Origin of the sequence: Acinetobacter sp. CIP 101966, from assembly GCF_000369725.1 — a bacterium.
In the GTDB taxonomy this organism is placed as follows: Bacteria; Pseudomonadota; Gammaproteobacteria; order Pseudomonadales; family Moraxellaceae; genus Acinetobacter; species Acinetobacter lwoffii_Q.
On the sequence record NZ_KB850159.1, the window covers coordinates 1 to 26,640 of the forward strand.

Below are 26,640 nucleotides of genomic sequence, written 5' to 3' on the forward strand. Positions count from 1 at the left end.
CTGTCTGATCGCTTCCTTCCTGCCATGTGTTCTAGCCCTTAAAATCCCAATAGAATTAAGAAGATGGTACAGGGGCGGTCTTTAACTGAAACGTTTTTTTTCAAGCAGATACCCGCCCCATGTCTTTGATTCTATTCTATTTATTCCAATGATGATCAGGATTGAGTGGAAAACCAGACTCATCACAACCAACAATAATGTTTTGCTTTTCCTGTCTCTGGATTGTTGAATCATGATGTAATTTGCAAACCGCTTGCCAGTTACTCTTATCCCAAAACAAAGACTGATCACCTTTATGTGGAACAATGTGATTGACTACGGTTGCAACCACAATCTTATTTTGTTCTTCACACATAACGCACAAAGGGTGTGACTTTAAATACGACTCTCTAGCCTTACGCCATCTTGAGTTATATCCGCGTTCACTTGATGTTCGCTTGTCGCTTCGCCATGATGGTGTACCACTCATACTACTCACCCATCCAAACACTGTGACTTCTTAGGCTCATCATCCTCACCACCTTCCACCTGAATCAATAGCTCATTGATCTGAGCATTCTGCTCATTGTTGATCTGGATGAGTTGGGCCACTTGGTTTATTAGTTGGTTGTTCTGTTCGAGTAGCTTTAGGAGTAAGTCGTTCGATGCACAACCGCATTCTTTCTTTTGATCGCTCATATTGTTTCTCTATCCATTTGCGTCGTGCTTCACAGCCTTGGCATGTCATTGGCTCATCTCCCATGCATACATCAAGTCATCAGGTGTATGCAGATAGCACCCATGCTTATTGCAGAATGCATGAATATCATTTAGGTATTCAGTAAACTGATCTACCGTTGCATCTGTGGTGCTGATTAATTCATTCAATCCGTCTGCCACTGCCTGGTATTGCGGATGCTTTTGTTCTTTTAATACTTTGACTGCTGCAAAGGTCTGCTTGTACTGACCAACCTCATCACGATCATAGATACGCGATAAGAATTGCTTCTTGAAATACAGATGCTCTGAATCTTTATCTGTGCCTTGGCGCTTAGACCATTGCGACACCCAGAGCCAATAAAGCCGGTTCTGCGCCTTGCTTCGGTCCTCGACCTTCTGATCTATGTGAACAACTAGCGGTTTACCCTGATCTATAGCTTTTTGATGCCAGGCATTCAGGAATCCAATCGTTTTAGTGATATTGAGATGCGAGTCAATCATGAAAGATACTGGTCCAACCTTATCCATCAAAACACCTCTCTATCTTCCATCACCAACATCCGCTCAACTCTCACCAACCACTGATCAAACATGGCTTCACTCTCTGCCCGATTGCCTAATTCAAACCGATCAAACGCAGCATGGCATTTAAAACAAAGGGAAACAGTGAACTGGTCAGAAGCCTTAATCGATCTACCCTTGCCATGCTTGGCACTATTTGAATGAGCAGCTTGGCTATTGGGCTTACCACATCGAATGCATGGCAGCTTTCTGATTGCTGCGAGTCTTTTTTGATTCCGCATTTAATTGTTCTTCTATGCCGTGGATCTGCTTGTTTACTTTGCGAAGTTCAGCACCACACATTTCTTTAAATGCATAGCTTGAGAACAGATGATTGTAGTTCATCAATCGGCTGCGGTTCTTTTCCAGAACTTCTAAATTCCGTTTTGCTTCTACTATGTCCATAACCACCACCAATAAGAAAAGAAAAACCCCGCCAAGTTCGTTATCTAGGCGAGGTCTTATGTGCCGTAATCCGTCCGGCGAGTGTCACCGAAGTGGCAGGGGTTTATTCATCCAGCCATTTGCCACACTTACGACATTCGATCTGGATAAAAATATCAGACTCGTAATCGTAGTGGTGGAAGCAGAATAGGCGTTTTAAGAATTGGAGCATGTGGATCTCCTGAATCTGGGAGGCGGTATTAATTTAAAAACCACTAGAAATTAATAGGACCGCCATTGGTGCCCCGATATTGCTTACACCAACATTTCTCAGGGCATTAAAAAAGCCCACCTTTCGATGAGCCTTTACTAGTCTTTCCTAGCAGTCAACATTTTATCAGATAACACTTGGTCTCGGTTGAACCGTAATACGACCAGTATAGAAAAAGAATACCTGAATCAGAAAAATATTACTAGCTTTATACTTCAAATTCTTTGTAAGTATTTTTCTTATACTTTTTAATAGCTTTGGATGCTTCATCTATTGCGGAATCAATTGCCAATGCCATCAGTTTTTCGTACTGCTTCCATGTGCAATCATAAGCCTTCAAGCTCATCTCAGATTCTCTAACGCCAGCCGCAAGATGCAATCGCCCTTTAGCTGTGAAGTTATCTTCGAAGGTCGGCTCTAAGGCGAACTGAATTACCATAAAAGCAACACGTTTGGCTAAATCTTTAATCTTGATTCCCTCCGGCTCACGACGTTTATCCTGGACTGCATTCAAAATCATAATATTTGCCAAATGTTCCTGCACATGATCAAAATCAGCTTTTGCCGCTGGGCCAAATACAATAACTGAAGCAATTGCCTTAGCTAGATCAGTATCCATTGATGCAATAGCGCCTAACTTATCTTGATATGTTAAAGGCTTCTCATTAGTCCCATGTACCACAGGCTCAAAGTTAGGTGACTTTGCTGTAGTACCCCGAATCAACCATTCAAACTGTTCAAATTTTTCAACCATCGCATTCATCCCCATCCACCCTCAAACCCTTAACTTTTCAACTTGAATAATCAGCTTCCCGCCTTTTTCCGATGGCAACCGCTTTACAAGCAATTCATCCACCTGGGAATCATCCAGAATCAATCCACCTTTCGACAAAGCGTCAAAGCATGGTTTTACGATGTTATCGATGTCGCGTATTTTCGCATCAGGTGGCGCGTATTCGATCTTTACGCGAACTCTGCCCTGATACCCTGCCGGCTCGATAAAACGCTTCATAACGTCAATAAAGTGGATTGCACGCTTACTTAATCGATTGGTCTTGTTTGCCCCACGAATCCAGTAGTGATTTACCGAAGGAGGTGTGATTAAAACTTCACACCAGAGCAATTCATCATTCATGACACCAAATCCCTTCCCTTCGACCAAATGAGCCGGAACCTTTGGTATAGGATCTGGATTGGATTTCTTTTTCCCCGACTTGGCTGTTACGCCAAATCGAGGCCCAATACCGGCTTTTCGCGCCTGTGCTGCGGTGATACGGAGATTAGTCATTGGTAGCTCTCCATGAATCCAAAACAAAGCTAGCCATGGCAATCAGCATCGTTATACCCAGAGCAATCGTTTTGAACTCTGCATAAAGGATGACAAGGCAAAGCAAAAGCACTGCGTTTTCTTGCTGGAATCTACTCATGCTCAATCACCTTCGTATTTGGAGAAACATGATTCCGAATATCACTACAATGGTCAGTTTCCTCATCCGACCACCGCTTTACATTCACATAAAAAGGCTCTGTTTTCCGTTCTGAGCAATAGGTACAGATCAACTGGCGCTCAACACTCTCAACTGTGGAAATATTTTCCCAATCATGGTCACATTCCTTTAATTCTGTTTTCTCGATTAAGTTCATGCTGCTTTCCCTCGCTTATTAACTAACGACCACTGGTTTTCCTCTTTTTTAAGTGACGCAATCAATTTGCCTGCATCGCGCAAACTCAAATATGATTGGAATTGGCAGTAGGATAGAAAATCTTTGAAGTGAGCTTGTGCAATCATTCGGACTTGTGACTGCGCCAACTCAAACCCATCTGGGATACCTTGTTTTTCCCAGTTCTTAATCATCTCCTTCTGCAATCCTTCCCATTCCCCCATAACTGTCTTGATGCCATCCACTAAATACACCTTAGCTGAGCAACCATTCATCAATTCAGCATGTGTCATCGGCGGCAAGGTTAATGCAAATGGCACTGTTAGCATTTCGTCTGTTTCCAGATTGTAGAAATGCGAGTCAATGCCGATCTCCCAAGATTCAGGCGTTTTAATCAATTGTTGTTTGAGTGCAATAATCAAATCCTGTTCTTCATAAGCGCCAATCGTCACATGAGCAGGCACATAAGCATCTTCAGGCAAGTTGTTTTCTTCCACGTACTCGTTAATTACCTTGTTTACATGCTCAACAACAAAGTCCATCTGGAACTCATACAACACATCGCAGGCTTTCCAATTCGCCCGAAATTGAGCTTCTTTTGACAATTTGACCTGACCCAACTTATTCGGGTTATATTTCTTATTGCGCTTTTTCATGCTGCTTTCCTTTTTTGATATCTTCTTTTTTGTATTGTTTTTTCTTTAAGCACCTTCCTTTTAAGCACTTCATCGTCGCGCAATTTCTGCAATTCTTCGGCCTTCGATATCACCGCACAGATTTTCTTGTACTCACCCCGAGTTAAGCGGTTGCTATGACCCATCACCGTGGTATGTCTAATTCGTTGAAGCGAAATACCAGTTAATTCAGACAAAATATTGCGCCTCGGGTTCGAATGTCCGCCCGAATTACACCAGTTCGCCAGGCGCGTTTTCTGGTACTGGGAAATATATCCATTTTCACTGCTTTCCACTGTTGACCGCTGTGGACGTGGTTTAAATTCCGTACCTGGTAACTGCTCAACCTGGCCACCACTCTTAAGAAACTTCTTAACATCCCGGTTTAACTGTTTACGCAGCTTTTCTTTTTCAGTTACTGGTGCAGTCGACTTGCGAGCAACGCTTTCAGCTTTTACGAGCTCTAAAAATTCTGCTTTGTTGATGTTCATGCTGCACCCCCAAATAACTGTTTGGCCTTACCTGTCAGGTAGTACCGATACTCCTCACCACTTTTGGATTTAGCGTACAAAAGGCCAATCTGAACAAGGTTTTTTAAATATCGCTGTACCGCGCGTTTCGTCACATCTGGCATAACTTGTTGTTGAATTTCGGATGCCGTTGCTACTGGGGTGTTTTTAACAGCCAGAAGGACATCAATTCCGCGATCTAGCACGGCAGCACTATTGAGTTTTGAAAGTGATTGGTTCATGCGGCACCCCGCAATCCATAGGTGGATTTGAAAATTGAAAAAATCTCAATAACACTTAAATCAGGGCTTCTTTTCCACACTTGCTCAACATGAAATCCCATCCATGAATCATCCTTGACCTCAACGTAGTCAATCAGTGTGTCCTGAACCAAACCAGTCAAATATGAAAATGGCTCAGCCTCATCGGTCCAGCATTCCTCTCGTGTTTCAGTATGGACATACATAATCCAATCGCCATCCCAAAGACCAAAATCACTTGATTCACACCAGCCGCAATCAATTAGTGCGAGCATTGCTTTCTTGTTGAGTTTTTTAATTTGACGTTTTTTCACACCCCACCCCCTGCGCTTTCCTCAACTTGCACTGCTGCAAAACGGCACACATCCAATTGGTCCTGAACCAACACAATTCCCTTCTTGCCATGACGGTTTTTAGTCACTAACACCTCAGTCACACCAGTCGGCATTAAGTCCTCTGATTGTAGTTTTGGATGCAATAAAACGATCTGGTCTGCATCCTGTTCGATCTGACCCGATTCTTTAATGTCTGAACTCTTTGGGCGCGAGCCTTTATCTGCATCACGATTCAACTGGACCAATGCAATCACTGGACATTCAAATTCCTTCGCCATCGACTTGAGTTCACGGCTGATAGATGCCACCTCCTGAATGCGGTCTCTTTGGCTTGGATTGCGAAGTAACTGCAAGTAGTCAATAACGATGCACCCAAGTCCTATCTTCTTGTAGCGGCGCTCTGCTTTGCGAACATAGGTACGAACTTCGCTCAAGGTTGGCTTTTGCTTTGGTTCAATCCAGATTGGCAATTTTGCATAGGCAGCTTGAGCGTTAGTGAAGTCCTGCATCACACCTGACGACATACGAGCGTTATGTAATTCGTCATACGGGATCAGACTCAAGGCGCTAATCATGCGATTGGCCAAAGTCTCTTTGTCCATCTCAGCCGATACAAACAGCACACCTTTGTTTTTGATTGCAGTATCCAGTGCCAGCATTTGAGCCAAAGTCGATTTACCTGAACCCGGTCTGCCACCAACGACACACAAATGACCTTTTTGAACTGTACCGATGAGGTTGTCCAAAGTAGGCAGATTGAATCTCACACCTGACGGCTTACCTGCTGCCAGTGCTTCAGCCTTCTCGATCATCTTCTGCAATGCGCTTTCAATGGAGTCTTCAAAGCTTGAACCTAAGTTATTCTGATCCTGATTGTCTGATCCGCTAAATAGCCCCTCTGCTTCAGCAAAGACATCATCTAGATTTAGATCATGGGCAATCATGGCAATCTTCTTGCCAATTTCCTCAACCTTGCGGTGTGATTTCAGTTTGTTGAGTTCAGATACATAGCTGCCCAAGTTATAAAAACTTGATGGTGATTCAGACATGATCGTCATCAGGTAGTCAGAAGCATCAACCAGCGATTTGCTTTGATTGAGTTTCTGTTCAACCAGTACAGCGTCATAAGGTCTTCCAGAGTCAGCCAATTCGGAAATAGCTTTAAAGACCTCTTGATGCTTTGTTGAGAAGAAGCAGTCTTGGGTTAAGTCACCTGCCACAGTTTCATAAGAGTTTTGAACTGTCATCAATGCAGCAAGTACACATTGCTCGATTGCGATGTTATGGATGTCAGACATTACCAAGCCCCCTTGACTGTTTTAAGGTTTTGAGGGTTTGGTGCTGGTTGTGGATTCTTTAATTGCTTAATTGCATTCTGGATCGATTCATCATTCCAGCATTCCTGATTAAGCCAAGTAGCTGGATTTTTCTTAAATCGGTTTTGTGCTTCACAAACTTGGACATTAGCCTTGTAGGCAATGACCAGGTCATCAAGAGAAATTTTCTTAATTGCTTTTTTGAAGGCTGCTTGTGCTGGTTTTTTCCCATCCTTGTTAGGTACTGTTTTCCAGAATTCTTCAAATTGAATATCAATAATATTCTGTTTGTTTTCTTCTGTAGTATTCTTCTGTAAAGATTGGCTCACATTGGTCTTATCGATTGGCTCACATTGGTCTACTCGATTGGTGCAGCCTGAACCATTCGATTGGTTCAACTTGACCCAATCTGCTACACAAGGGTTTGAGCTATATTTTTGCTCTAGCTTTGAGAGTTCAACATAGTTGATAGTGAAGTAATTTGTTTTGTTCCACTTGTTGTTATGAAGCTGAGCCACGGTGATTAAATTGAGGGTTTGCAATTTTTTAACAATGCGCTTTGCAGTACTTTTAGATATCGTGCCACGCATCATTTCCACACACTGCTCTTGCGTGTTGTAAACCCAACTCTTGCCTTCGTGTTGGTGTTGAGACACACCAAGCCAGAAATGTAATTGCTGAAGAAAAGCCGCTGCCTCAAATGAGCCGAGCTCAATTACAAGCGTCGGTGAAATCACCATCGGATTTTCATTAATGAGAAGTTTACTCATGTCCACCCCCGAACTGCTTATTAAAATCGGCAAGCAGTCTTGAGAATGTGGACAAGTCAACTTTGACTGATTCGACATAAGCTTTGCACTTTGGGCAATTTTCTAAATCAACACAGTCTGGGCTATGGTAGTCATTTGCCCTTTCTGCATGATGTGATATATTGTTTTGTAGATTCATTTCGTTTCTTCCAAGTTCCGAATTGAGTTAAAAAGCCTGATCTCGCAAATCAGGCTTTTTCTCGTTGTAGAGCCGATAAATACTTTGCACACTCGCCTTTCATGGCCTTACGCAAAGATTGAATTTTCTGTTCAATTTCTTCCAGAATGCGATCTGTCTCATCCATTTCAGCAGGTGTCACCACACCATCTTCCAGAGCAGATAAAACCTGCTTGTTTGCTGCACCATTGCCTACATTCATGCCAAGAAGCGATTCAAGAACACCTAGCTCATGATCCCTGCCTTGAGCTTGATCTACTGGAACCAATACAAAACCTAATTTGTGCGCCCATACTTTTAATGGAGCTGGGTTTTGCGTATAAGTCAGCATTGCCTCAAATGCCTTTAGGCTCGGCAGATGGTTTTCCATGTTTGGATTGGCATAGTTCAAAATCGTGTTATGAGACACACCAACAAGATCAGCTATCTCTTTTGGAGTGATGCTGTTCGACTGGTGCACCATCTTGTGCAATGCGGTTTTGGTCTCTTTCGATATATCCATGTGAACACCTTGTTTACTTTCACGTTTATTTAATTCACCCACCAGACCATAATTCTCTTAATGGTTAAGCAGCTTCCGGTTTGCGTTTGATGGGTTTCTTTCCTTTCGATAGGTCGCGAATCTGATATTCACGAACTAAAGGGATTCTTTCTTCAGGCCACTGACTGATGGCGTTATGGGTAATTCCTAACTTTGCTGCTAACTGCGTTACAGTGCAGTCCAGTAGAGTTAAGGCTTCAGATTTAGTCATCTAACTTACCTTAAAGTAATTTAACTTACTTCATTAAACTACATAAAACTTACCTAGTCAATTGGTAAGATTACTTACGTTATATTTTGTGGGACTACCATGGAAACTCTGGGTGTACGACTTAAAAGATTGCGAAATTCAAAAAAAATAACTCAGCAAAAATTAGCTGACGCAATTGGCGTATCTAAAACTTCGGTTATTTATTGGGAGAAAGATGAAAACACTCCTAAGCATGATAGTTTGACAGCGCTTGCGAAAGTTCTAGGCACAACTACAGACTGGCTTACTTCTGGCAAAGAAGGTGATGCTCCTGCTCGACAGGAAGATGAGAGAGAAATATTCTCAAATGTAAGACCAACAAAAAGGAAATTAAGGAAGATTCCGGTGTTAGATTTTGTTCAGGCGGGTATGTGGAGAGAAGTTGTATATGATGGCATGCATCCAAAGGATGAAACCTTTACAACCTATGAGGGTAGAGATCCCAATGCAGTTTTCTCTTTAGAGGTAGATGGTTTGAGCATGGCTCCTGACTTTATGCCAGGTGATGAAATTGTGGTGGATGCCGCTTTGGAGCCAAAGCCTGGATCGCTGGTTGTTGCACAAGAAATACAGCATGGTATAGCCATGACCACATTTAAAAAATATCGCGTAGTCGGTGTGAATGAGCATGGTGTGGATATTATCGAATTGGTGCCATTAAACCCCGATTTCCCTACTTACAACTCAGCTCAAATCGAAATTTCAATAATTGGCGTTGTTGTTCAGCACCATAAAGATTTTAAATATTAAGCCTATTCATCCCTAGCAAGCCTTAGAAATGACCCGCTTTCGAGCGGGTTTTCTTTTGCCTGCGGAAAAATAAAAAAGTAAGTTTTACAGAAAATGGTAATTTTTATTACTATTACGCTTGACCATATAGGTAAGTTAACTTACTATAAATCTCATAAACAAAGAAAAGCCCCAGCGTGCTGCGAACCACCTGAGGCATGACCCACCCTACAGTGAGTGAAATTATTATGACAACTAAATCCAATATTCTCAAGTCTGCATTCATTGCAGCATCAATCAGCGCGGGGATAGCAGTAGCTTACGCTTTCCAGCCTGCCAAAGTGGCTGATGATAATCCTCAAGTGGTTATCACTGCTCAAAAATATGAAGTGCTTAAACGTACTTGCCATGAAACCTGTGTCGCTACTGTCAAAGCTGACGATTACAGCATTTATGTCGAGTATGCACTTGATGATGCCTCAGTCGAGTTTCTGGACATTCTAAACGTGGTGCATTTTGACAAGACGGTTAATGCGTACGTTGATCGTTATGAAATTGAAAAGATTAATGCTGCGATTGCTGGGGGTGTGAAGTGAGTCATCCAACTTTAGAGCAATTCTTGAAAGATGTTGCCCACCATCAACTGACTGTGAACCTAGATCAAGATGTATTCCGCGATATTACGATTGCGAACCCTAACACCATGGAGATGCATTACAACATCACTACTCGCCCTGGCTATCTAATGATTACTGGCGATATGGGTGATTTCATTTTTCAACGCACAAATGACATGTTTGGATTTTTCCGCCCCCAGTCTGGTTATTACATCAATCCGGGTTACTGGGGAGAAAAAGTAGAAGCTGGTGTTATTAGTGAGTTTGATATTGATACAGCCAATTCGTCTGTACAAGGCTATTTAACCAATTTTCTAGAAGATTTAGATCTGTCCGATCCTGAAGATAGAGAAAAATCCAAGCAGGCACTGGAGGCTGTCACCAGTTTCATAAGTGGAACTCAAGGATCAGGTGAGTTTGATTTCTGGAATGAAATCAATTCTTGGGATGCAGATGAAGCAGGTGGCATGGATTTAACAGATTTTTTTGAAGCCCCAACCACCAAAGCTACTTTTCACTATATCTGGTGCTGCTACGCCATTGTTCACGCAATCAAGCTGTATGACGCGCATAAATCTAATGAGGTGCCAGCATGAACACTTACGCTCAATTCTGTGGATGTGGTGCGGCAATGCGCCCGATCCATCACATCGGAAACCAGTCTTTGTTCCTGTGCCGTGATGGTCATAGCACCAAGGTAATTGACTGCAAAGTAAATGAAGATTTCACCCGCGATTTGTACTTTTCAGACCTACCAAGTTTCAAGGTTGATTCGGATATTTCGATTGAAAATAACGTGTTGACGTTTGGTTTGTATCGCCAGATTGGTGAAAACCTTTATGCAACGGCTGATTGTTCAATGGCTGTATTGCCTCACACGATGACTGAGATACGTAGCTCGAATGGTGATATGCGATATGCAGAACCAGTGGATATTGATTCTTGGCTGGTGGTGAAAGATACGCCTGTGACTTTGCTGGATGTTTGGAACTTTGAAGCTGAGGAAGGTCGGACATTTACGCTGAATGATGAGCAGATTAAAGAATTACAGCGTCTCGTGAATGAGTACGCGGAACAACTATTTGAAGAGGTGGTTTGAGATGAATGAATGGGATCGCCTCCGCGCTAGATACTCAAGTAAAGGCCAGTATTTAAATCGAAAGGTTTTATTTAAGCGTGGTGATTTTGAAGACTTCTCGAACTGGCTTGTGGATCAAGGTGCTGAGGTTTTATCTGAGCCTAAGCAAGATGAAGCTTTGCGTTTCAAGCTGAATGGTGAGCTTGGGATTGTTTACGGCAAAGGCTCTGGAAATCTGCTGGCCCATGATCTTGGATACAAGTATGACCAAGATCGCGGCTATGACGTTACTCGGCATAACGCAATGAATATGAACTGGAATCTGCCAGCCAAAAAGCAGATACCCGGCACACCTAAGAATGATGTGGCGACTTTTGAATATTGCTACTCGTGCAAAGACATTCAGGAACTTTGCGGTGATCAGTGTTCAGTTTGTCATAGCTACATCAAATTTTAAGGAATAAGAATATGAATGCACCAGTAAAAAAAGAAAATCAGATCGCTGAACACGACCCAAAATCAATCAAGGCTTACGTGTCTGATGCAAAAATCCGTCAAAAATTTGAAGAAGTGCTTGGTAAAAAAACTCAAGGCTTCTTGGCTTCGGTGATGCAGGTAGCAAACCAGCCACAACTTAAAGGTGCAGTACCAGCAACTGTAATCAATGCGGCAATGATGGCAGCAACACTTGATTTGCCAATCAATAACAACCTTGGCTTTGCTTACATTGTTCCATACAAGCGCAAGTTCAAAGATGCTCAAGGCAAGTGGTCTGAGTCTTTAGAGGCTCAATTCCAGATGGGATACAAAGGCTTTATTCAGTTGGCACAGCGTTCAGGCCAGTTTGCACGTATCGCTGCAACGCCAGTGTATGAAGGCCAATTGATTTCAGCCAATCCTCTACTTGGTTATGAGTTCGACTGGACTATTCCAAATCAGGGTGAAGCTATTGGTTATGTGGCTTTCTTTAAACTGCTGAATGGTTTTACAGCTGAGCTTTACATGAGTACTGCTGATGTGAAAAAGCATGCTGGGAAATATAGCCAGTCATTCAAATATGGTTCTGGTGTCTGGAAGGACAACTTTGAATCTATGGCCCTTAAGACTGTGACTAAACTTTTGCTATCAAAACAGGCACCACTTTCAATTGAGATGCAGACAGCACAACTTGCAGATCAAGCAATTGTTCGCGATGTAGAGACCAATGATTTTGATTATATCGACCATAACGAGTCGGTAGGCGCAATCGAAACTAAGATGACTGTTCCAGATGCTGAGTTTCCAGTGCTTCTTGAGCAAATCAAAGGTGGTGCATTCGAGAAAGATTATGTGCTGAGTGAGTACGCGCTGACAGATGCGCAACGTCAAGCTGTGGAGGTGCTGCCATGAAGCTATTCCGCTGTTCCTCCTTGAGCAACTTGATTGGTACGCCAAAGCTTAAAAGCGAAGTGCTTACAAGTGATGCTAAGAACTCCATTCGCAAGATTGTGAAAGAAGATCTTTATGGCTTCCGATCATTCACCGGCAACCAGTACACGGCTAAAGGGAATTTGCTTGAAGATGTGGCGATTGAAATGTCTGGAAAGATGCGATTTCGCAAGCTTATAAAACATGTTGGTCGGGTCAGTAATGACCTGATCACTGGTGAGTGTGATGTGCTGGATCTGGAACGCAAGCTGATCATTGACACGAAATGCACCTGGGATATTGGCACCCATCCCTTCTTTGTTGATGAAGCAATGGAGAAGGTTAAAAAAGCAGGCTATGACGTTCAGATGCAAGCCTACATGTGGCTGTATGAATGCGAAGTTGCTGAGGTGGATTTCTGGTTATTCCCCACTCCACTGGAACTCACAAAGGATTGGGATGATCGAGAGCAGTTGATTGACATGGTTGAAGCTATCGACATTCGTGAACGCCTGACCACTGTGACCATTGAGCGTGATGAATCCATCATCCAGAAGATCAAAGACAAAATTCCGCACTGTCAGGAGTATTACGCAAGGCTTATGTCTGAACGTAGCAAGGGAGTGAAAGCAGCATGAAAATTAAAGAAGGTGGTGGGATGGAAAAGAATAAATTGTGGTGCGTAGGAATCTGCCCTGAAGATGATAGTCCGCATGGGCAGTCACCTGCTGCATCAAAAGAAATTGCTGAACGTGCTTTGGCTCGCTACAGAGCAATGACTAAGGCTGAAGGTAATCAGTTCATGATCGAATCATTTGATGAATACTTTCAGGTTCAAGAATGGGAAGGCACAGATGAAGAACACCAGGAACAAATGTTTTACACAGAAGACTGGTTTAAAGAGCCGATGTATCAGTGCAAAAACATGCAGCAAGCCGAACAAGTTTTTAAGTACGGTGAAATCGTGCACTGCTACAAAGATAGTGCTGAGTTAATTACTTCTGATTTTGAAGAAGCCAAGCGCTTCTATGAGGTGGCGTGATGACTGAAATTCAATTAACCAATGTGCAGTTCGCCCAGCTTCAGATCGATAATCTTGTGGCTAAGGACAAGCCATATCATGAAACATGGTCTGCCGGTGATGTTGGCTCATTCAATGCGATTTTAAACGCGGTGGATTATGACAATGAGTTCACCTATCACATGCGTGGTTGGTCACGCCAAAGAGTCAAAAGCGGCACTGGTGGGATTATCACAGTAGATGAGAGTAACGCGGATAAGCTGTATCACCTGTTCACCTGCTATTTGAGCAAGTTGCCGAGTGGTGTGGTAAAGGCTTTGGGAGAAGTAAGCTGATGGAAATTGGCTCAAGCCGATGGATGCCTGAGATTTTCGCAATGTTTGAAGAGCTTAAATCTCAGAATCAATATCTGGTTGAGAAGGTCGAGCGCCTGGAAGAAATTGTAGACAAGAAGCCTTTGACACTAAATACTGCTGAAGCAGCAAAAATTTTGGGATATTCAGCGGAATATGTCAGAAAGCTTGATCGTGATGGTAAAATGCCAAAACGTGTGTCAAAAGATGGACAGCGCTCTCGATGGAATCGATCAGATATTGAAAAAATGGCTAAATCTAGAAAAACTGGAAGACCGAGAAGCAGCTCTTAAAACTAAGGGTTGCACCAAATCTGCACCAAAGAGTTATAAGTTATTGATTTTATATAATGTATGGTGGGGATAGAGAGACTCGAACTCTCACGCCCAGAGGGCGCTGCGACCTGAACACAGTGCGTCTACCAATTCCGCCATATCCCCATGGCTGTGTATATTATAGCGATCAGACCTGATTCACAAGTAGTTCTATAGAAAGCTAAATACTTTTATATCAAAAATTAATCAGTTAATTCACTATTGAGCAAATACTGCTCTATTTAGACCAATAGATAAAATTGATAGACACCATGGGACTGATTCATATAACATTTAAATTATTGAATATACAGATCGCATGAATTATTGCAGCAATACAATGAAATTTACTAAAGCCCTGCCCTTGCAATCATTCGCTAGATAATTTAAGCCCAAAACGCATTGATGTTCATCAACCATGACAGCAAAAATCTGGTACTAAAAAAACCGCCCTCAAATTTCAGGCAATAAAAAAGCAAGGCATTAGCCTTGCTTTAATATGATGGTGGGGACGGAGAGACTCGAACTCTCACACCTCGCGGCGCTGGAACCTAAATCCAGTGCGTCTACCAATTTCGCCACGTCCCCATCAGGGTACCAACTTAGCGTTGGATTTTTTTCAAACTTTGGCAGAGGATCAAGGATTCGAACCTTGACGAACGGTTTTGGAGACCGTCATGCTACCATTACACCAATCCTCTACTTCCACCCAATATCCAGTTACTCAAATATTGATTGGTGGGGACGGAGAGACTCGAACTCTCACACCTCGCGGCGCTGGAACCTAAATCCAGTGCGTCTACCAATTTCGCCACGTCCCCAATGGCTGTGTATATTATAGAGATCATTTCCAGCTGACAAGCCGTTTATCATAAAAAAACACTCGTTTGATTAAATAAGAAACAATTCAAGTTTTATTGTATTTTTCTCATTCAATTTCAGTCATTAAGTAGTCTTTCACAGCTTGAAAATCGGCCAATCTATGCTGCTTCTGCTTACTTAACATTTCTTCTAATAAGCCTTGAAAAGCCTGTAAGTGCTGCGGTAACTCAACTTTCAGACGCTGACAATGCAAAAAGGCCCAATCCAGATAATCTGTCGCCTGTAAACGCTGACCACTCAACCACTCATAAAAAATAACACCCAAAGCATAAACTTCACTTTGTAGGCTCTTGGCTTGGCCTTGGAACAGTTCCGGCGCCATATAACGCGGTGTCGCATTCAGTTCATGCAGGTCATTCTGATGGAGTATTTGGACATGCTCAAAATCAAGCAGGCAGACCCTGCCCTGATTATTTGCAAAATGTTCCTGCTTTAAATCGGCATGCAAATAACCCAATTCTTGCAGGCAGATTAAAGGCTCCACAGCTTGCAGCAAATGTTGCCGAATTTGCGTGATGGATTGCTGATGCGGCATGATCTGAAAATGCGCCGGCGCATCGACCAGAATTAAGGCCTGCTCAAATTGTTCATGATTGATCTTGAAAGGCTGTTGAATAATTTGATGTGGAAGGAAAAAATTTAGATCACCTGAGCTGGCATGAGCCTGATAAAAATCCAGCTCATGTTGCCAGCCTAGTTCAGCATGTGGAGATGATATTAAACTATCAGATCCATGCGATATCTGGGTTTTTAGCCAGAGCGCATTTCCCTTGGCATAATAAAGACGCCGACCAAAACCCAGACTACGGGCTTTGGTTCGTAGTTCAAAATCAGAAATATCGAGATGATCTAAATTAAGTCGTGGCAATGTATTCAGGTATTGGATTAAGTGTATGCTGATAATTTAGCAGCTCCAGACAATGCTGAATAGTTTTCCCGACCCGTTCCTGAGTCTCAATGAGGGAGATTTTTGGCCAAGTAGCCCGCTCCCCTTCACGCTGTAAAATTTTAAACAGATACGGCCGCGGATTTTGCAACATATAGCTATAGTGGCGTAGGCTATATTTACCGACAATATTCACATCACCATAATAACGCTGGTCAACTACACCATAGCCATGATCCAGTAGACGGCGTACAGGAGGCAAGCTACCGGCATGTTCCCGGGCGAAATCCATCATTCCTTTGGTAATCACCGCGCCCTGACGGCGAACAATTCGTTGTGGCCAGCTCAAAGTACCTTTACGGAAACGTGAAATATCATCCTGCATGAATGGCACGATATGCGGGTTGGTCTGACTGGCAATGGTATAATTAATATTATACAGGCGTGCCATTTTCTCCTGCGGAAAATCACTGCGCACGCTGCCATCCACCCAGCGGGTTGAACCCATATAAGGCGTATATTGACCATCATAGCGCTTACTGGTCAAACGAACCGGTGGAAACAGAACCGGCACCGCACAAGACGCCAGTACCGCACTCCAGACCAGCAAATCCGGAGAAGTATAGGCATTTAAAATGCGTGCATCCTGTCCAGCATCATAAGGTGCAACCGCAATATTGATATGCAGACCTGAGGTTTTGAGTGCTTCTTCGAAGGTCAGATCACCCAGATTTTCGACCAGAAATTTTTTTAGATATTTTACATCCGCCAGACCACCATTACCTTTCATCAATTCACTCATGGTGCGGAAATGAAAAGCCTCATGAAAGCAATTATGGCCTTTCAAAATATCAATATATTGCGAAGGTTTGGATACACCTAACATGGCGGTCATGATGGCACCCGCACTTGAACCGGACATTACCTTCGGCAACAAGTCCTGCTCCATTAAGGCTTTGCATACACCAGTATGAAACAGACCCAGCGTCGAACCACCGGAAAACATCAGGGCTGGCTGGCCATAGGCGCGCTGACAATGCTGAAAATATTCGATTTTTTCTTCCATACTGAGACAGGTACAGTCTATTGAAGCAATATAGGCTAAGCCTTGGCTGACTTCTTCGACATAATCTTCAATAATTCTTTTAGTGCCCACATAGGCTTCGGTAAACAGTAGAGGATGGGCAATGTTGGCAATATCGTAGCTCAGGCCTTCGCGCAAAATATACATCAGGTCACGGGTGCGCTTTTGTTGTCGATAGCGTCGTAATTTACCCAGACGATGTGCGATCACTTCTGCATCAAAGTAGGGTGAACTGTTATCAAATTTCCATTCCTGTGCACCTGATTCTTCATCTATTTTCAGGGCAATATATTTCCATTCCTCATAGGACTCAGCCTGTTGCAGCTGCTGCTTGAGCTTTTTAATACGATAGGCCTGATGTGGATTAATATCCTGAGTAAAATCTTTAAACAGCATCTGCCTTTTCCCTATATTTATTCTTGATACAGCTCGTACCCAGAGCCAGAAAATGTGTACAAATTTTCTATCCTCTACAATAACGAAAATTCTCTACTTTAAGCAAATTATCATACTTTTCTGGCTTTGACTGTGAATTTTGCAATGGTACTATCTTAGCCATAATTTTAAATCTGTAATGTTAAATCATGGCGAAAATTGAGTTACCTGACCATATTTTAAATGCCCTTTCGACTGTTCTGCAGCAACTTCAGCAAAGTCTGCCCGAACTAAAACAAATTCCTGATTTTTCTGCTCATGCCTATAAATGGCAACATGGTGAACTCAAACCTATTCATCAGCTTAGACAGATGGAACTGGCCGATTTAAAAGGGATTGAGCGACAAAAAGAAAAAGTCATCCAGAACACGTTGCAGTTTTTAAACGGCTTACCTGCCAATGATGTCTTACTGACCGGTTCACGCGGTACGGGTAAATCCTCCATTGTTCGTGCCCTACTCACCGAGTATGCAGATCAAGGGTTACGATTAATTGAAATCGAACGGGATGACTTATCTGATCTGCCTCAGATTCAGCGACTCATTGCAGAGCGTCCAGAAAAGTTTATTGTCTATTGTGATGATCTGGCTTTTAATGCTGAAGATGAAAATTATCGCAGTTTAAAAAGTGTTTTAGATGGCTCTTTACAATCTGGTTCCAGCAATTTTGTGATTTATGCGACCAGTAACCGTCGTCATTTATTACCCGAATTCATGCATGAAAACACCCCGGTTACCCGGGTTGATGTTCCGCAATATACCGAATTGCATCCGCAAGAAGCGATTGAAGAGAAAATTTCGCTGTCTGACCGCTTTGGTTTATGGCTGTCTTTCTATCCAATGGATCAGAACCTGTATTTAGAAATTGTAGAACATTATCTCAAAAAGGCAGGCATGGAACTCACGCCAGAAACCCGTGCTGAAGCCCTACGCTGGTGTCAGGCACGCGGTCAACGTTCAGGACGTGCTGCCTATCAGTTTTCCAAGCACTGGATTGGTTCAACCCAACTAAATGCCTCTTAACAGCTTAAAAGCGACCGGTTCAGGTCGCTTTTTTCATATAAATCATTTATATAATAATGATACTCAAAAGAAAATTAAAATTATGGATGTCGGCGCAGTTCTCATTCAACTTAAGCCCTTACACATGCAGCAAGTTCATGACTGGCAGCGTACTTTGAAAGCACGTCAAGACGAAGTAATTGAAACGCTTAAGGCTGAACAGATTCATGTCGAGTCCTGGTTTTATCTGCAACTTCATGGTCAGGACTTTTTGATTGCATATATGCGCGCCAACAACATTCAAAAAGCGCAAAATATTGCAAAATTCAGTACCTTCCCGATTGACCAAGTGCACAAACAGCTTAAAGCGTCATGGCAAGCGGTTTATTCCGCTGAATTGTTATTGGATGCTACAGCTATCTGATTTATTAGCACGGCTATTTAAAATAGTTTTGTAATAAAGACTACCTAATAAAAAATAAAAAAGCCCCGGCAATACGGGGCTTTTTTGACATCTCAAATTATTGTTTATCCCCGATAATGGTAGACCACAGCAGGTCATCAATTTCACTGCCATTGAAATAAACAGTAACCTTCAATGATTCAGGCTGGTTCTGTTTGACTTCAATCACCTGATCATAACTGTCATCAATTCTAAGCACACCCTCTTTTGGTAAATGCTTATAGTTATTTAATACGGTTTCATCCATTTTGAATGGTGTCGTAGTATTGAACTTAAAACTGTAACGATAATCTGCCAGGTCAGGCTGACCGATAATCGTGCCACGACTGGTTAAGGTACGAATCCCATTGCTACCACTGCCATAATCATCCACCAAGCTGTAATTATAATTACGCACTTGCAGGTATTCTTTGCTCTTTGTATCAAACGCGATTCCAGAAGTACCCGCCTGACCGGTCTCGGCTATACGCTGGAATTCCAACTGATCGATTTGATAAGACTCGGATTCACCCATTTCATTTTTAGTTTTACGATGCACAATCGTGCCAGAAATCAGGTAGTCGTCCTTGAGATTAAAATCTACATTTGAGCCATAACGGACATTGCTAAAGCTTAAAGTCGTCGTATCACCGTTCATCGTCTGAGTAATGGTTGAGCCTTTACGATAAGTCTTGTCCAGAATAACACAGCTATCTTTATCCGTTTTTAATTTCAGGGTTTTGACCGAACCAGTGGTATTGACTTCCGAACAGATCAGATTTGGATATTTAATACTATTGATGCCCAGATTATAAATTTTGATGATACGTGCAGTACGCCCATAAGGATAATGTGCAAATACTTCACCAATCATGTGACCCAGAGCGACGTTATAGTCGGTATCATTACTGGTATTGCCTGAAATTTTATCGCGAATTTTATCTACAATGTCCTGATCTTCAAGCAGGACAAATTCCTCTGAAAGCTCAGAGGAAATACTTTCCTTCGGAACATTTGGAGGTGTAGTGACAGTAGGACTGTCTGAGCTACTTCCCCCACCACTACAGGCACTCATTAAACCCGAGACAAGAGCGAGTCCAAAGATAGAAATCTGCTTTTTTATAAAATTTATTCCCTAAAATTTCTTTGCATTTTTATTTGGTGATCACTAAAGATTGGCCATCTCGAAACTGAATAGCTCAAATGCTATTTCTGCCGGTAATGTTTTTTCTTGGCAGCCAGCTTTATCCTTCGATAGCGCTTTATCTTTAAACAAAGAATTTTTTGGTTCTGTAATTTTAATGTATATTTCAAACAACAATTATCATAAGAAATGAAGTGCTTATTTGAATCTTGTTCCTTACCAGAGTCACTTTTCAACACACTTAAAGCGCATTTAATTAGATGGATTAACTTTGTAACAAAGCTTATAAAATTTGTAATGGTTAAGTTAAAGACGGATTGAATTTTCTTTTTATGGAGAATCATGCTCAACTTTAGAGGTGGTCCCACTTGTTTGAACAACTAAAAGCTTATTTATAAGTGATATTCTGCTCTAGTTAAGCTACCTTATTTTGTTGTGGTAGCTGGTCATAGTAAAACTCATCTGGAGTCATTTTGTCCAGACTCGAATGAGGTCGTTTCAAATTATAAAATTCAAAATATGCNCTCAATTGCTTTTTCGCATCGGTGACACTGCTATAAGCTTTGAGATACACCTCTTCATATTTAACGCTTCTCCATAACCGTTCAACCATCACATTATCAATCCATCGACCTTTACCATCCATACTGATTTGAATGCCATTTGATTTCAATACATCAATAAATGCATCACTGGTGAACTGACTGCCCTGGTCTGTATTAAATATTTCAGGTGATCCATATTTTTCAATCGCTTCATTTAAAGCCGAAATACAAAAATCCACCTCCATACTAATCGATACCCTATGCGCAAGTACCTTGCGGCTATGCCAATCAATCACAGCACATAAATAAACAAAGCCTTTTGCCATAGGGATATACGTTATATCCGTACACCACACTTGATTACTGCGCTGAATAGCCAATCCTTTGAGCAGATATGGATATTTACGGTGAGCTTGATTGGCCTGACTTAGATTTGGTTTACGATATAACGCATTAATGCCCATTTTCTTCATTAAAGTACGTGTATGACGTCGTCCTATATGATGTCCTTGACGATTCAATAAATCACGCATCATACGGCTACCTGCAAAAGGGTATTGCATATGTAACTCATCCATACAGCGCATCAGCTTCAGATCTGATTCACTCACAGGTTTTGGGCGATAGTAATAACAACCACGGGAGACTTTCAGCAGCTTAGCTTGCTTAGATACTGAAATCTGAAGTGAGTCATCGATTAACTTTTGTGGTTGAAGCGGCCCAGTTTCTTCAACACACCTTCTAAAAAATCAATTTCTAATGCCTGCTCACCGATTTTTGCATGTAGTTTTTTTAGATCGATGGGTGGTTCTGTTGGAGCTTTTGATTGATCGAAAGCTTGCGAGGAAGCTGAAATCAGTTGATTTTTCCAGTCAATAATTTGGTTTTGATGAACATCAAATTCAGCACTCAATTCAGCAAGTGTTTTTTCTGCTTTAATCGCAGCAAGTGCTACCTTAGCTTTAAAGTCATTTGAATGATTTCTTCTTGGTCTACGTGTCATAAAATACTCCATATATTGATGTTTATAACATCATTTGGGGAGCAAAATATCACTTATAAGTGTTGTTCAAATTTCCTGATCCACCTCTTTTCATACATGGCTATGAAAGAGAATATTGAAAGATAGGATAACGTTAGAGCATAGAAAATGATCATTTTTATGATATGAAATACTTAATCATTTAAAGAAGATTTAAAGCGTCAATTATTTTAGATTGGTCATGGATTCACTGGATTTTTTCCGACGTTTATACTCAAACATGTTCTGATCCGCTTGTGCGAGTGCTGCAAATAAGCCCTGACTTGGATGACGCATTGCCATACCAATCGCTGCGCCAATGTTTGCTGCTGCAAAGGCATTAATTAAACGATCCACTAAACTTTCAGTACCCGTTTCATCATTTTCCACGCTAAGAATCACAAACTCATCGCCACCTAAACGAGCAACAATATCATTGATTCGTACGTTATCTCGCAATACCTGCGCCGCATTTTGAATCAGCTTGTCACCTTCATCATGACCCAAACTATCATTCAACTTTTTTAGGTCATTCAGGTCAATAAATAATACAGCGGCGGGATGACCATATTGTTTACAACGCTCTTCTTCAGCTCGCAGCAGTTTTTCCCAGGCCCGACGATTATAGAGCCCGGTCAATTCATCTTTACTGGCTTCTTCCTGCAATAATTCATGTTGACGTACCTGCTCACTTTGACGCAATTCTGCCTGCAAGATCGAACTGAGCAATTGTCCCAATAACTCGACCAATTGCATATCTTGCACAATAGCTTCCGATTTGGTTTCTGGATCAATCGCACAGAGTGTTCCAAACAAACTGCCATCTTCTTTAAGGAGTGGCTGACCAATATAAGATTTTATACAGACCTGCTGATTAATCGGCGCTGTGGCGTATAAAGGAATTTCTTCAGAGCGGGGGGCAATTCTCGGGGCCTTACCTGCGACCATATGAGAACAAAAAGAATCAGCCCACTGAAACACTTGACCGGGTCGTATATCATAACCATGATCTTCACTTTGCAGCACAATCCAGTCTTGGCCTTCTACCCGGGTGATCATCCATAAATTAAAGCCGAAATGCTGATGCAGAAACTTTAATACTGCCTCTCCAGCATCCTGAAAACTTTTGAAATTTATATTTTCCATCCGAGATTGCCTCTGCTACAAACCTGTAAAAATATGCATGATATAAACTTAAGCTATTAAACTATTTTTCCGGTTTCAATAGAATATACAAGCTCTAAATACAGCTATAAAACTATATATTTACAACATACCGTTGCTATAAGTTTTCATTTAAAAATTCACAATAAAAAAGAGGCCTTAGCCTCTTTTTTTCAAGCCTGAAATCTATGCCTCTGTCGGATTAGTCAATTCCGTCATTGGCCAGCGTGGTGTGGTGGTCACCGCCAAGCCATCATGCTGCCCTGCTTTTAAACGCTGATAGCCCGCAAAAGCAATCATTGCACCATTGTCTGTACAGAGTGCAGGTTCAGCATAATAAACAGATGCACGGATCTTGGCTAAATCTGCTTCTAAACGCTCACGTAAACGCTTATTGGCACTGACACCGCCCGCAATCACCAGACGTTTAAGCCCCGTTTGCTTCAGTGCTTTCACCGACTTTTTCACCAAAGTATCAACAATGGCTTCCTGAAAACTGGCAGCGATATCGGCATCGCGATTTTCATCACCGAGTTTTTTCATCTGTACAGAAACAGCCGTTTTTAAACCACTGAATGAAAATTCCAGGCCTTGATGCAGCATTGGACGCGGGAATGCAAAGGCATTCGGGTCACCCTGCTCCGCCAGTTTAGAGATATTCGGACCACCCGGATATGGCAAGCCCATCATTTTCGCGACTTTATCAAAGGCTTCGCCGGCTGCATCATCAATGGATTCACCAAGTAATTCATACTGGCCAATGCCATAAGCAGCCATAAGTTGTGAATGCCCACCTGATACCAATAATGCAACAAATGGAAACTCAGGCGGAGTTTCTGACAACAAAGGTGCAAGCATATGCCCTTCCATATGATGAACACCAATTGCCGGTTTGTTCAGTGCAAAGGCCAAAGTTCGACCAAACAACGCACCTGTCATTAATGCGCCCATTAAACCTGGCCCACGCGTATATGCAATGGCATCAATTTCCGATTTTTTGACGTCAGTTTGCTCCAATAATTCATTCATTAATGGAATTAGTTTACGCACATGATCACGTGACGCCAGCTCTGGAACCACACCGCCATATTCTGCATGCAGTTTAATCTGGCTATAAAGCACCTGCCCGCGTAAACCCAACTCGCTGTCATACAGCGCAAGTCCTGTTTCATCACACGACGTTTCCAAGCCTAAAACGATCATTAAACTGCCTATAACCTGTATCAATTCTATTGCAGTCACTATTATAGGCTTGTGGTATGAGATGTAAATGAGTAAAATACTGACCTTCACTTGTGATCACAGGCATTCGGCCTGCGATCTTATCCATAACTTTATGAGGATTCTTCATGCCACAAGTTAAATTGAAAGAAGGCGAACCAGTAGACGTAGCTATCCGTCGTTTCAAACGTTCATGCGAAAAAGCGGGTGTTCTAGCTGACGTACGTAAGCGTGAATTCTACGAGAAACCAACTCAAGAACGTAAGCGCAAAAAAGCTGCTGCTGTTAAACGCTACCAAAAGAAATTGGCGCGTGAATCAGTACGTACGACTCGCCTTTACTAAGATTAATTTGTGATTGACTGCCTGGATTAAATAATGACGACTTTAAAAGACCAAATCACGGATGTTTTGAAAGCAACAATGCGTGCCAAAGAAATGTCCAAGCTGACGGTCATACGTGGTCTACAGGCGGCAATTAAGCAAATCGAAGTCGATGAGCGCAAAGAACTTGACGACGCTCAAGTTCTTGCGGTCATTGAAAAACAAATTAAACAACGTAAAGAATCGATCAAGGCCTTTGATGGTGCTGGTCGAGAAGATTTAGCTAGTAAGGAACAAGCCGAGGTTGAGGTGTTATCTCAATTTCTACCAGAAGCTATGACTGAGGAAGAACTTGATTCCATCATTGCGCAAACGATTGCAGCGCAAGAAGCTACTAGCATGAAAGATATGGGTAAGGTGATGAATTCTCTGCGTCCGCTCATAGCCGGGCGCGCCGATCCTGCACAAGTTTCAGCTAAAATTAAAGCGAAACTTGCTTAATCCCACTTCTCTAATATTCGATCTTTAACGTTGAACTGACTTTTTATAAAAGACAGTTCTTAACGTATTCTTATTGCAAATAACAGTCAACCTGATAACGTTTCAGCAATTGCATCTCTTTTGAAGATTTCACTTCTATAATCACATCCTGTTTAGTTATCTTCTGAAACTGACGATCCAGATAAGCACGATTTTGGTCAGCCGCCTGATATAAGCGATCGGCATAACGTTGCACAATACTACAAAAATGTGAATTCTGTGCTGCGCTAAAACCTTGTTGCTGCGGATTCAAACCACCCAAGAATTGACGCGATTCCTTTTTATAGTCAGTATTAATACGCTCTACCGCATCTACATACTCAACAGCACTCGCAGCAAATACCGCATAATTCCACCCCAATAGACAGATGCCCAATAATATTTTCTTCATAGCATGCTTCAGATTTAATCGCACTGATCATTAAAAAAAGATTGTAGCCCGATTCAGTATATCCTGACCATATCATCCTGATATAAAAAGCTTAAAACCTGACTAAGGCTTAAATTTTATATTGACGTGCCTGCTGCATCTGTTTCAGGCGTTGGTTAATGGTTGCCGATAAAGATTGATTATTTTTCGCTGTACGCTGTGCATGTAATAATGACTTGATGGCGGTTTCTTCATAACCGGACCAGTATTCTACTTCTGCACGATAACGTAGCACATTGGCGGCCTTGATTGCCGATGCAGGCTCTGCATTGGTCGCCAGTTGCATCAGTCGCCAGCCGCTCACATCGCGGGAATTGGCATTCAAAAACTTTTGTACAATTTGTTTAGCTTGATCAGGTTGCTGGGCACGAATCAAGACTTCTGCATATTTATAATTGAGCGCACGATTTTCCGGCATGATCCGCGCTGCCGAAGCCACACTTTTCAGCGCTGCATTCAACTGGTTCCGACCTAAGTAAATATCAGTCTGAAACAAGACCAATAAAGGATGCATCTGGTTATGCTTTTTCGCCTGATCTAAAGCAGCCTGTGCGGCCTGAAAATCACTTTGCTGTATCTGGTAGGCAGCCAAAGCAAGCTGACCGGCAAAATTATTCTGCCGATTCATCAAACTGAGCTGCTCCTCACTGGTCTGGCGAGACAGCACCCTACTATACCATTTGATAATCTCAAAGTCCTGATCATTCAGCTTAGGTTTGACCGCAGGCAGCTGATTGGCACGCAAACGTGCTTCACTCATACGCTCAGTCGTCAGTGGATGGGTGAACCAGAAATCCGGCAGGAAGCTTAAGCGACTGGTCGAGCGATGCATGACTTCGAAGAAGTCAGCCATACTATGCGGGTTATAGCCGGAACGATACATATATTGCATACCAATCCGGTCTGCCTCACGCTCCTGATTACGGCTATAGGTAAGCTGTTTATCCAGAAGTGCTGCCTGTGAACCCATCATGACCGCTGTGCCGACATCACCATCTGCCTGAGAAGCGACCAAAGCACCGACGAGAATTCCAGCTAGCGCCAGTAAACCTTGCCCTTTAAAGGCATCCTGAGAGCGACTGTAATGACGTTGTGTGACATGTGCAATTTCATGTGCCATGACTCCTGCCACTTCATCCATGTTTCGGGCTGAATTAATCAGACCAGCATTAAGTGCAAAGAGGCCACCCGGTACGGCGAAAGCATTAATTTGCGGATCATTAATGACCAACAAACCGATCGGCTGTTGCAATTGAGTTTGACTCAGAATATGAGAAAATACTGAAAGCAGCTGATCTTCAAGCCATGGATTTTGCATCACTGGCATTTGTTTATGCACTTCACGATAGACTTTTTCACCGATCATTTTTTCTTTTTGTTGATCGAGTAAGCCGACACCTGTACCAATATCAGGCACAGAAAATTGTACATTTACTTGATTAAAATCATGGTTAGAGCTGTGCCCTGCCACCATATACAGACTTAAGCCACACACCAGCGCCAATCGTTTCAATGAAAAATCTCTAATCCTGCCAATCTAATCTGTCTTGAATA

The 26,640-nt window shown here is 42.2% G+C and carries 38 protein-coding genes and 4 tRNA genes; 14 read left to right on the plus strand and 28 right to left on the minus strand.

The genetic code is table 11. The features are described 5' to 3' along the window. Positions 1–136: 136 nt before the first annotated feature. The 16 genes from F891_RS02725 to F891_RS02795 form a co-directional block, all read right to left on the minus strand. Positions 137–469, minus strand: a complete 333-nt coding sequence (locus F891_RS02725; protein ID WP_034439150.1) for an HNH endonuclease signature motif containing protein — start codon at positions 467–469, stop codon at positions 137–139. A 5-nt stretch (positions 470–474) separates the two neighbouring features. After that, positions 475–678, minus strand: a complete 204-nt coding sequence (locus tag F891_RS02730; RefSeq protein ID WP_005262010.1) for a hypothetical protein — start codon at positions 676–678, stop codon at positions 475–477. A gap of 45 nt (positions 679–723) precedes the next feature. Continuing rightward, on the minus strand, positions 724–1,227 hold the full coding sequence (locus tag F891_RS02735) for a NinB/YbcN family protein (protein ID WP_005262011.1): 504 nt from the start codon (positions 1,225–1,227) through the stop codon (positions 724–726). Beyond that, positions 1,227–1,502, minus strand: coding sequence for a DUF968 domain-containing protein (locus F891_RS18240; RefSeq protein WP_034439152.1), 276 nt, complete (start codon positions 1,500–1,502; stop codon positions 1,227–1,229). Before F891_RS18240 ends, F891_RS02735 begins: the two co-directional genes overlap by 1 nt. Next, positions 1,444–1,665, minus strand: coding sequence for a hypothetical protein (locus tag F891_RS17160; protein ID WP_005262012.1), 222 nt, complete (start codon positions 1,663–1,665; stop codon positions 1,444–1,446). Before F891_RS17160 ends, F891_RS18240 begins: the two co-directional genes overlap by 59 nt. A 458-nt stretch (positions 1,666–2,123) precedes the next feature. After that, a complete protein-coding gene (locus F891_RS02745) occupies positions 2,124–2,678 on the minus strand; it encodes a hypothetical protein (protein ID WP_005262013.1) in 555 nt (184 codons plus the stop codon). A 12-nt stretch (positions 2,679–2,690) separates the two neighbouring features. After that, positions 2,691–3,203, minus strand: coding sequence for a RusA family crossover junction endodeoxyribonuclease (locus F891_RS02750; protein ID WP_005262015.1), 513 nt, complete (start codon positions 3,201–3,203; stop codon positions 2,691–2,693). A gap of 131 nt (positions 3,204–3,334) precedes the next feature. Then, positions 3,335–3,559: a hypothetical protein gene (locus tag F891_RS18150; RefSeq protein WP_005262017.1), complete on the minus strand. Its 225-nt coding sequence runs from the start codon at positions 3,557–3,559 to the stop codon at positions 3,335–3,337. After that, entirely contained in the window at positions 3,556–4,233 is a 678-nt protein-coding gene (locus F891_RS02760; RefSeq protein WP_005262019.1) for a hypothetical protein, read from the minus strand. The genes F891_RS18150 and F891_RS02760 overlap by 4 nt, the downstream gene beginning before the upstream one ends. Continuing rightward, positions 4,230–4,742, minus strand: a complete 513-nt coding sequence (locus tag F891_RS02765) for a hypothetical protein (protein WP_005262020.1) — start codon at positions 4,740–4,742, stop codon at positions 4,230–4,232. The genes F891_RS02760 and F891_RS02765 overlap by 4 nt, the downstream gene beginning before the upstream one ends. After that, positions 4,739–5,002 (minus strand): Fic family protein, encoded by a 264-nt coding sequence (locus F891_RS02770; RefSeq protein ID WP_005262022.1) that lies wholly within the window; start codon positions 5,000–5,002, stop codon positions 4,739–4,741. Before F891_RS02770 ends, F891_RS02765 begins: the two co-directional genes overlap by 4 nt. Next, complete coding sequence (locus F891_RS02775) at positions 4,999–5,334, minus strand: hypothetical protein (RefSeq protein WP_005262023.1); 336 nt, start codon at positions 5,332–5,334, stop codon at positions 4,999–5,001. Before F891_RS02775 ends, F891_RS02770 begins: the two co-directional genes overlap by 4 nt. Continuing rightward, a complete protein-coding gene (locus F891_RS02780; RefSeq protein WP_005262024.1) occupies positions 5,331–6,653 on the minus strand; it encodes a replicative DNA helicase in 1,323 nt (440 codons plus the stop codon). The genes F891_RS02775 and F891_RS02780 overlap by 4 nt, the downstream gene beginning before the upstream one ends. Continuing rightward, complete coding sequence (locus tag F891_RS02785) at positions 6,653–7,441, minus strand: hypothetical protein (protein ID WP_005262025.1); 789 nt, start codon at positions 7,439–7,441, stop codon at positions 6,653–6,655. The genes F891_RS02780 and F891_RS02785 overlap by 1 nt, the downstream gene beginning before the upstream one ends. Before the next feature lie 227 nt (positions 7,442–7,668). Next, positions 7,669–8,160: a phage regulatory CII family protein gene (locus F891_RS02790; protein ID WP_005262026.1), complete on the minus strand. Its 492-nt coding sequence runs from the start codon at positions 8,158–8,160 to the stop codon at positions 7,669–7,671. 64 nt (positions 8,161–8,224) lie between these two features. After that, a complete protein-coding gene (locus tag F891_RS02795; protein WP_005262027.1) occupies positions 8,225–8,410 on the minus strand; it encodes a Cro/CI family transcriptional regulator in 186 nt (61 codons plus the stop codon). Positions 8,411–8,509: 99 nt separating this feature from the next. Here F891_RS02795 and F891_RS02800 point away from each other — a divergent pair, with 99 nt between their 5' ends. The 10 genes from F891_RS02800 to F891_RS02845 all read left to right on the plus strand — a co-directional run bounded on the left by F891_RS02800 (position 8,510) and on the right by F891_RS02845 (position 13,947). Continuing rightward, positions 8,510–9,199, plus strand: a complete 690-nt coding sequence (locus F891_RS02800; RefSeq protein WP_005262028.1) for a LexA family protein — start codon at positions 8,510–8,512, stop codon at positions 9,197–9,199. A 227-nt stretch (positions 9,200–9,426) separates the two neighbouring features. Next, positions 9,427–9,774 (plus strand): hypothetical protein, encoded by a 348-nt coding sequence (locus F891_RS02805; RefSeq protein WP_005262029.1) that lies wholly within the window; start codon positions 9,427–9,429, stop codon positions 9,772–9,774. Then, positions 9,771–10,391, plus strand: a complete 621-nt coding sequence (locus F891_RS02810) for a hypothetical protein (RefSeq protein ID WP_005262031.1) — start codon at positions 9,771–9,773, stop codon at positions 10,389–10,391. Before F891_RS02805 ends, F891_RS02810 begins: the two co-directional genes overlap by 4 nt. Continuing rightward, positions 10,388–10,894, plus strand: a complete 507-nt coding sequence (locus F891_RS02815) for a hypothetical protein (RefSeq protein ID WP_005262032.1) — start codon at positions 10,388–10,390, stop codon at positions 10,892–10,894. The genes F891_RS02810 and F891_RS02815 overlap by 4 nt, the downstream gene beginning before the upstream one ends. Before the next feature lies 1 nt (position 10,895). Continuing rightward, on the plus strand, positions 10,896–11,330 hold the full coding sequence (locus F891_RS18245; RefSeq protein ID WP_005262034.1) for a hypothetical protein: 435 nt from the start codon (positions 10,896–10,898) through the stop codon (positions 11,328–11,330). 11 nt (positions 11,331–11,341) lie between these two features. Continuing rightward, a complete protein-coding gene (locus tag F891_RS02825; RefSeq protein ID WP_005262036.1) occupies positions 11,342–12,262 on the plus strand; it encodes a recombinase RecT in 921 nt (306 codons plus the stop codon). Continuing rightward, the gene (locus F891_RS02830; RefSeq protein ID WP_005262037.1) at positions 12,259–12,918 is read left to right on the plus strand and encodes a PH domain-containing protein; all 660 of its coding nucleotides are present in this window, start codon (positions 12,259–12,261) and stop codon (positions 12,916–12,918) included. Before F891_RS02825 ends, F891_RS02830 begins: the two co-directional genes overlap by 4 nt. Positions 12,919–12,938: 20 nt before the next feature. Continuing rightward, positions 12,939–13,322, plus strand: a complete 384-nt coding sequence (locus F891_RS02835) for a hypothetical protein (protein ID WP_034439217.1) — start codon at positions 12,939–12,941, stop codon at positions 13,320–13,322. Next, the gene (locus F891_RS02840; RefSeq protein WP_005262039.1) at positions 13,322–13,636 is read left to right on the plus strand and encodes a hypothetical protein; all 315 of its coding nucleotides are present in this window, start codon (positions 13,322–13,324) and stop codon (positions 13,634–13,636) included. The genes F891_RS02835 and F891_RS02840 overlap by 1 nt, the downstream gene beginning before the upstream one ends. Continuing rightward, positions 13,636–13,947, plus strand: a complete 312-nt coding sequence (locus tag F891_RS02845; protein ID WP_005262040.1) for a helix-turn-helix transcriptional regulator — start codon at positions 13,636–13,638, stop codon at positions 13,945–13,947. The genes F891_RS02840 and F891_RS02845 overlap by 1 nt, the downstream gene beginning before the upstream one ends. Positions 13,948–14,008: 61 nt before the next feature. Here the strand turns inward: F891_RS02845 and F891_RS02850 are convergent. The 6 genes from F891_RS02850 to F891_RS02875 all read right to left on the minus strand — a co-directional run bounded on the left by F891_RS02850 (position 14,009) and on the right by F891_RS02875 (position 17,216). After that, a tRNA-Leu gene (locus F891_RS02850) sits at positions 14,009–14,094 on the minus strand. 377 nt (positions 14,095–14,471) lie between these two features. Next, positions 14,472–14,556 (minus strand) — tRNA-Leu (locus F891_RS02855). 39 nt (positions 14,557–14,595) lie between these two features. Further along, a tRNA-Trp gene (locus F891_RS02860) sits at positions 14,596–14,669 on the minus strand. Between the two features lie 35 nt (positions 14,670–14,704). Further along, positions 14,705–14,789 (minus strand) — tRNA-Leu (locus tag F891_RS02865). A 107-nt stretch (positions 14,790–14,896) separates the two neighbouring features. Next, complete coding sequence (locus F891_RS02870) at positions 14,897–15,718, minus strand: protein kinase domain-containing protein (protein ID WP_004729931.1); 822 nt, start codon at positions 15,716–15,718, stop codon at positions 14,897–14,899. Further along, positions 15,705–17,216, minus strand: coding sequence for a DUF3336 domain-containing protein (locus F891_RS02875; protein ID WP_005262041.1), 1,512 nt, complete (start codon positions 17,214–17,216; stop codon positions 15,705–15,707). The genes F891_RS02870 and F891_RS02875 overlap by 14 nt, the downstream gene beginning before the upstream one ends. 188 nt (positions 17,217–17,404) lie before the next feature. Between F891_RS02875 and F891_RS02880 the strand changes: the two genes are divergently transcribed. Beyond that, positions 17,405–18,277 carry an ATP-binding protein gene (locus F891_RS02880; protein ID WP_004729934.1) on the plus strand — a complete coding sequence of 291 codons (873 nt, stop codon included), beginning with the start codon at positions 17,405–17,407 and terminating at the stop codon, positions 18,275–18,277. After that, positions 18,267–18,680, plus strand: a complete 414-nt coding sequence (locus F891_RS02885; RefSeq protein ID WP_004729935.1) for a DUF6176 family protein — start codon at positions 18,267–18,269, stop codon at positions 18,678–18,680. Before F891_RS02880 ends, F891_RS02885 begins: the two co-directional genes overlap by 11 nt. A gap of 97 nt (positions 18,681–18,777) precedes the next feature. Here F891_RS02885 and F891_RS02890 read toward each other — a convergent pair whose 3' ends face one another. The 4 genes from F891_RS02890 to tsaD form a co-directional block, all read right to left on the minus strand. Further along, a complete protein-coding gene (locus tag F891_RS02890; RefSeq protein ID WP_034439156.1) occupies positions 18,778–19,821 on the minus strand; it encodes a hypothetical protein in 1,044 nt (347 codons plus the stop codon). 436 nt (positions 19,822–20,257) lie between these two features. After that, a protein-coding gene (locus F891_RS17170) for an IS3 family transposase (protein ID WP_228129141.1) occupies positions 20,258–21,390 on the minus strand; the annotation gives its coding sequence in 2 pieces (ribosomal slippage) (positions 20,258–21,138 and positions 21,138–21,390; 1,134 coding nt in all). 204 nt (positions 21,391–21,594) lie between these two features. Beyond that, positions 21,595–22,554, minus strand: coding sequence for a sensor domain-containing diguanylate cyclase (locus F891_RS02905; protein WP_004729940.1), 960 nt, complete (start codon positions 22,552–22,554; stop codon positions 21,595–21,597). Positions 22,555–22,758: 204 nt separating this feature from the next. Further along, positions 22,759–23,775, minus strand: coding sequence for a tRNA (adenosine(37)-N6)-threonylcarbamoyltransferase complex transferase subunit TsaD (tsaD, locus tag F891_RS02910; protein ID WP_004729941.1), 1,017 nt, complete (start codon positions 23,773–23,775; stop codon positions 22,759–22,761). A gap of 146 nt (positions 23,776–23,921) precedes the next feature. Between tsaD and rpsU the strand changes: the two genes are divergently transcribed. Both rpsU and F891_RS02920 read left to right on the plus strand, forming a co-directional pair. Next, entirely contained in the window at positions 23,922–24,137 is a 216-nt protein-coding gene (rpsU, locus tag F891_RS02915; RefSeq protein ID WP_001136722.1) for a 30S ribosomal protein S21, read from the plus strand. Between the two features lie 33 nt (positions 24,138–24,170). After that, positions 24,171–24,617, plus strand: coding sequence for a GatB/YqeY domain-containing protein (locus tag F891_RS02920; RefSeq protein WP_004729943.1), 447 nt, complete (start codon positions 24,171–24,173; stop codon positions 24,615–24,617). A 70-nt stretch (positions 24,618–24,687) separates the two neighbouring features. On the opposite strand, the gene F891_RS02925 is transcribed toward F891_RS02920, so the two are convergent. Further along, positions 24,688–25,047, minus strand: coding sequence for a hypothetical protein (locus F891_RS02925; protein ID WP_004729945.1), 360 nt, complete (start codon positions 25,045–25,047; stop codon positions 24,688–24,690). Positions 25,048–25,156: 109 nt separating this feature from the next. Continuing rightward, entirely contained in the window at positions 25,157–26,599 is a 1,443-nt protein-coding gene (locus tag F891_RS02930; protein WP_004729947.1) for a M48 family metalloprotease, read from the minus strand. Positions 26,600–26,640: the final 41 nt, after the last annotated feature.

What these genes read in the sequence shown, in the direction of transcription:
- F891_RS02875 (WP_005262041.1), bottom strand. Translation starts at nt 17,216, where the DNA reads ATGCTGTTTAAAGATTTTACTCAGGATATTAATCCACATCAGGCCTAT.
- F891_RS02795 (WP_005262027.1), bottom strand. Translation starts at nt 8,410, where the DNA reads ATGACTAAATCTGAAGCCTTAACTCTACTGGACTGCACTGTAACGCAG.
- F891_RS02735 (WP_005262011.1), bottom strand. Translation starts at nt 1,227, where the DNA reads ATGGATAAGGTTGGACCAGTATCTTTCATGATTGACTCGCATCTCAAT.
- F891_RS02830 (WP_005262037.1), top strand. Translation starts at nt 12,259, where the DNA reads ATGAAGCTATTCCGCTGTTCCTCCTTGAGCAACTTGATTGGTACGCCA.
- F891_RS02825 (WP_005262036.1), top strand. Translation starts at nt 11,342, where the DNA reads ATGAATGCACCAGTAAAAAAAGAAAATCAGATCGCTGAACACGACCCA.
- F891_RS17160 (WP_005262012.1), bottom strand. Translation starts at nt 1,665, where the DNA reads ATGGACATAGTAGAAGCAAAACGGAATTTAGAAGTTCTGGAAAAGAAC.
- F891_RS18240 (WP_034439152.1), bottom strand. Translation starts at nt 1,502, where the DNA reads ATGCGGAATCAAAAAAGACTCGCAGCAATCAGAAAGCTGCCATGCATT.
- F891_RS02785 (WP_005262025.1), bottom strand. Translation starts at nt 7,441, where the DNA reads ATGAGTAAACTTCTCATTAATGAAAATCCGATGGTGATTTCACCGACG.
- F891_RS02905 (WP_004729940.1), bottom strand. Translation starts at nt 22,554, where the DNA reads ATGGAAAATATAAATTTCAAAAGTTTTCAGGATGCTGGAGAGGCAGTA.
- F891_RS02750 (WP_005262015.1), bottom strand. Translation starts at nt 3,203, where the DNA reads ATGACTAATCTCCGTATCACCGCAGCACAGGCGCGAAAAGCCGGTATT.
- F891_RS02805 (WP_005262029.1), top strand. Translation starts at nt 9,427, where the DNA reads ATGACAACTAAATCCAATATTCTCAAGTCTGCATTCATTGCAGCATCA.
- F891_RS02745 (WP_005262013.1), bottom strand. Translation starts at nt 2,678, where the DNA reads ATGAATGCGATGGTTGAAAAATTTGAACAGTTTGAATGGTTGATTCGG.
- rpsU (WP_001136722.1), top strand. Translation starts at nt 23,922, where the DNA reads ATGCCACAAGTTAAATTGAAAGAAGGCGAACCAGTAGACGTAGCTATC.
- F891_RS02835 (WP_034439217.1), top strand. Translation starts at nt 12,939, where the DNA reads ATGGAAAAGAATAAATTGTGGTGCGTAGGAATCTGCCCTGAAGATGAT.
- F891_RS02780 (WP_005262024.1), bottom strand. Translation starts at nt 6,653, where the DNA reads ATGTCTGACATCCATAACATCGCAATCGAGCAATGTGTACTTGCTGCA.
- F891_RS02765 (WP_005262020.1), bottom strand. Translation starts at nt 4,742, where the DNA reads ATGAACATCAACAAAGCAGAATTTTTAGAGCTCGTAAAAGCTGAAAGC.
- F891_RS02845 (WP_005262040.1), top strand. Translation starts at nt 13,636, where the DNA reads ATGGAAATTGGCTCAAGCCGATGGATGCCTGAGATTTTCGCAATGTTT.
- F891_RS18245 (WP_005262034.1), top strand. Translation starts at nt 10,896, where the DNA reads ATGAATGAATGGGATCGCCTCCGCGCTAGATACTCAAGTAAAGGCCAG.
- F891_RS02885 (WP_004729935.1), top strand. Translation starts at nt 18,267, where the DNA reads ATGCCTCTTAACAGCTTAAAAGCGACCGGTTCAGGTCGCTTTTTTCAT.
- tsaD (WP_004729941.1), bottom strand. Translation starts at nt 23,775, where the DNA reads ATGATCGTTTTAGGCTTGGAAACGTCGTGTGATGAAACAGGACTTGCG.
- F891_RS02925 (WP_004729945.1), bottom strand. Translation starts at nt 25,047, where the DNA reads ATGAAGAAAATATTATTGGGCATCTGTCTATTGGGGTGGAATTATGCG.
- F891_RS18150 (WP_005262017.1), bottom strand. Translation starts at nt 3,559, where the DNA reads ATGAACTTAATCGAGAAAACAGAATTAAAGGAATGTGACCATGATTGG.
- F891_RS02800 (WP_005262028.1), top strand. Translation starts at nt 8,510, where the DNA reads ATGGAAACTCTGGGTGTACGACTTAAAAGATTGCGAAATTCAAAAAAA.
- F891_RS02790 (WP_005262026.1), bottom strand. Translation starts at nt 8,160, where the DNA reads ATGGATATATCGAAAGAGACCAAAACCGCATTGCACAAGATGGTGCAC.
- F891_RS02730 (WP_005262010.1), bottom strand. Translation starts at nt 678, where the DNA reads ATGAGCGATCAAAAGAAAGAATGCGGTTGTGCATCGAACGACTTACTC.
- F891_RS02770 (WP_005262022.1), bottom strand. Translation starts at nt 5,002, where the DNA reads ATGAACCAATCACTTTCAAAACTCAATAGTGCTGCCGTGCTAGATCGC.
- F891_RS02920 (WP_004729943.1), top strand. Translation starts at nt 24,171, where the DNA reads ATGACGACTTTAAAAGACCAAATCACGGATGTTTTGAAAGCAACAATG.
- F891_RS02840 (WP_005262039.1), top strand. Translation starts at nt 13,322, where the DNA reads ATGACTGAAATTCAATTAACCAATGTGCAGTTCGCCCAGCTTCAGATC.
- F891_RS02725 (WP_034439150.1), bottom strand. Translation starts at nt 469, where the DNA reads ATGAGTGGTACACCATCATGGCGAAGCGACAAGCGAACATCAAGTGAA.
- F891_RS02815 (WP_005262032.1), top strand. Translation starts at nt 10,388, where the DNA reads ATGAACACTTACGCTCAATTCTGTGGATGTGGTGCGGCAATGCGCCCG.
- F891_RS02880 (WP_004729934.1), top strand. Translation starts at nt 17,405, where the DNA reads ATGGCGAAAATTGAGTTACCTGACCATATTTTAAATGCCCTTTCGACT.
- F891_RS02760 (WP_005262019.1), bottom strand. Translation starts at nt 4,233, where the DNA reads ATGAAAAAGCGCAATAAGAAATATAACCCGAATAAGTTGGGTCAGGTC.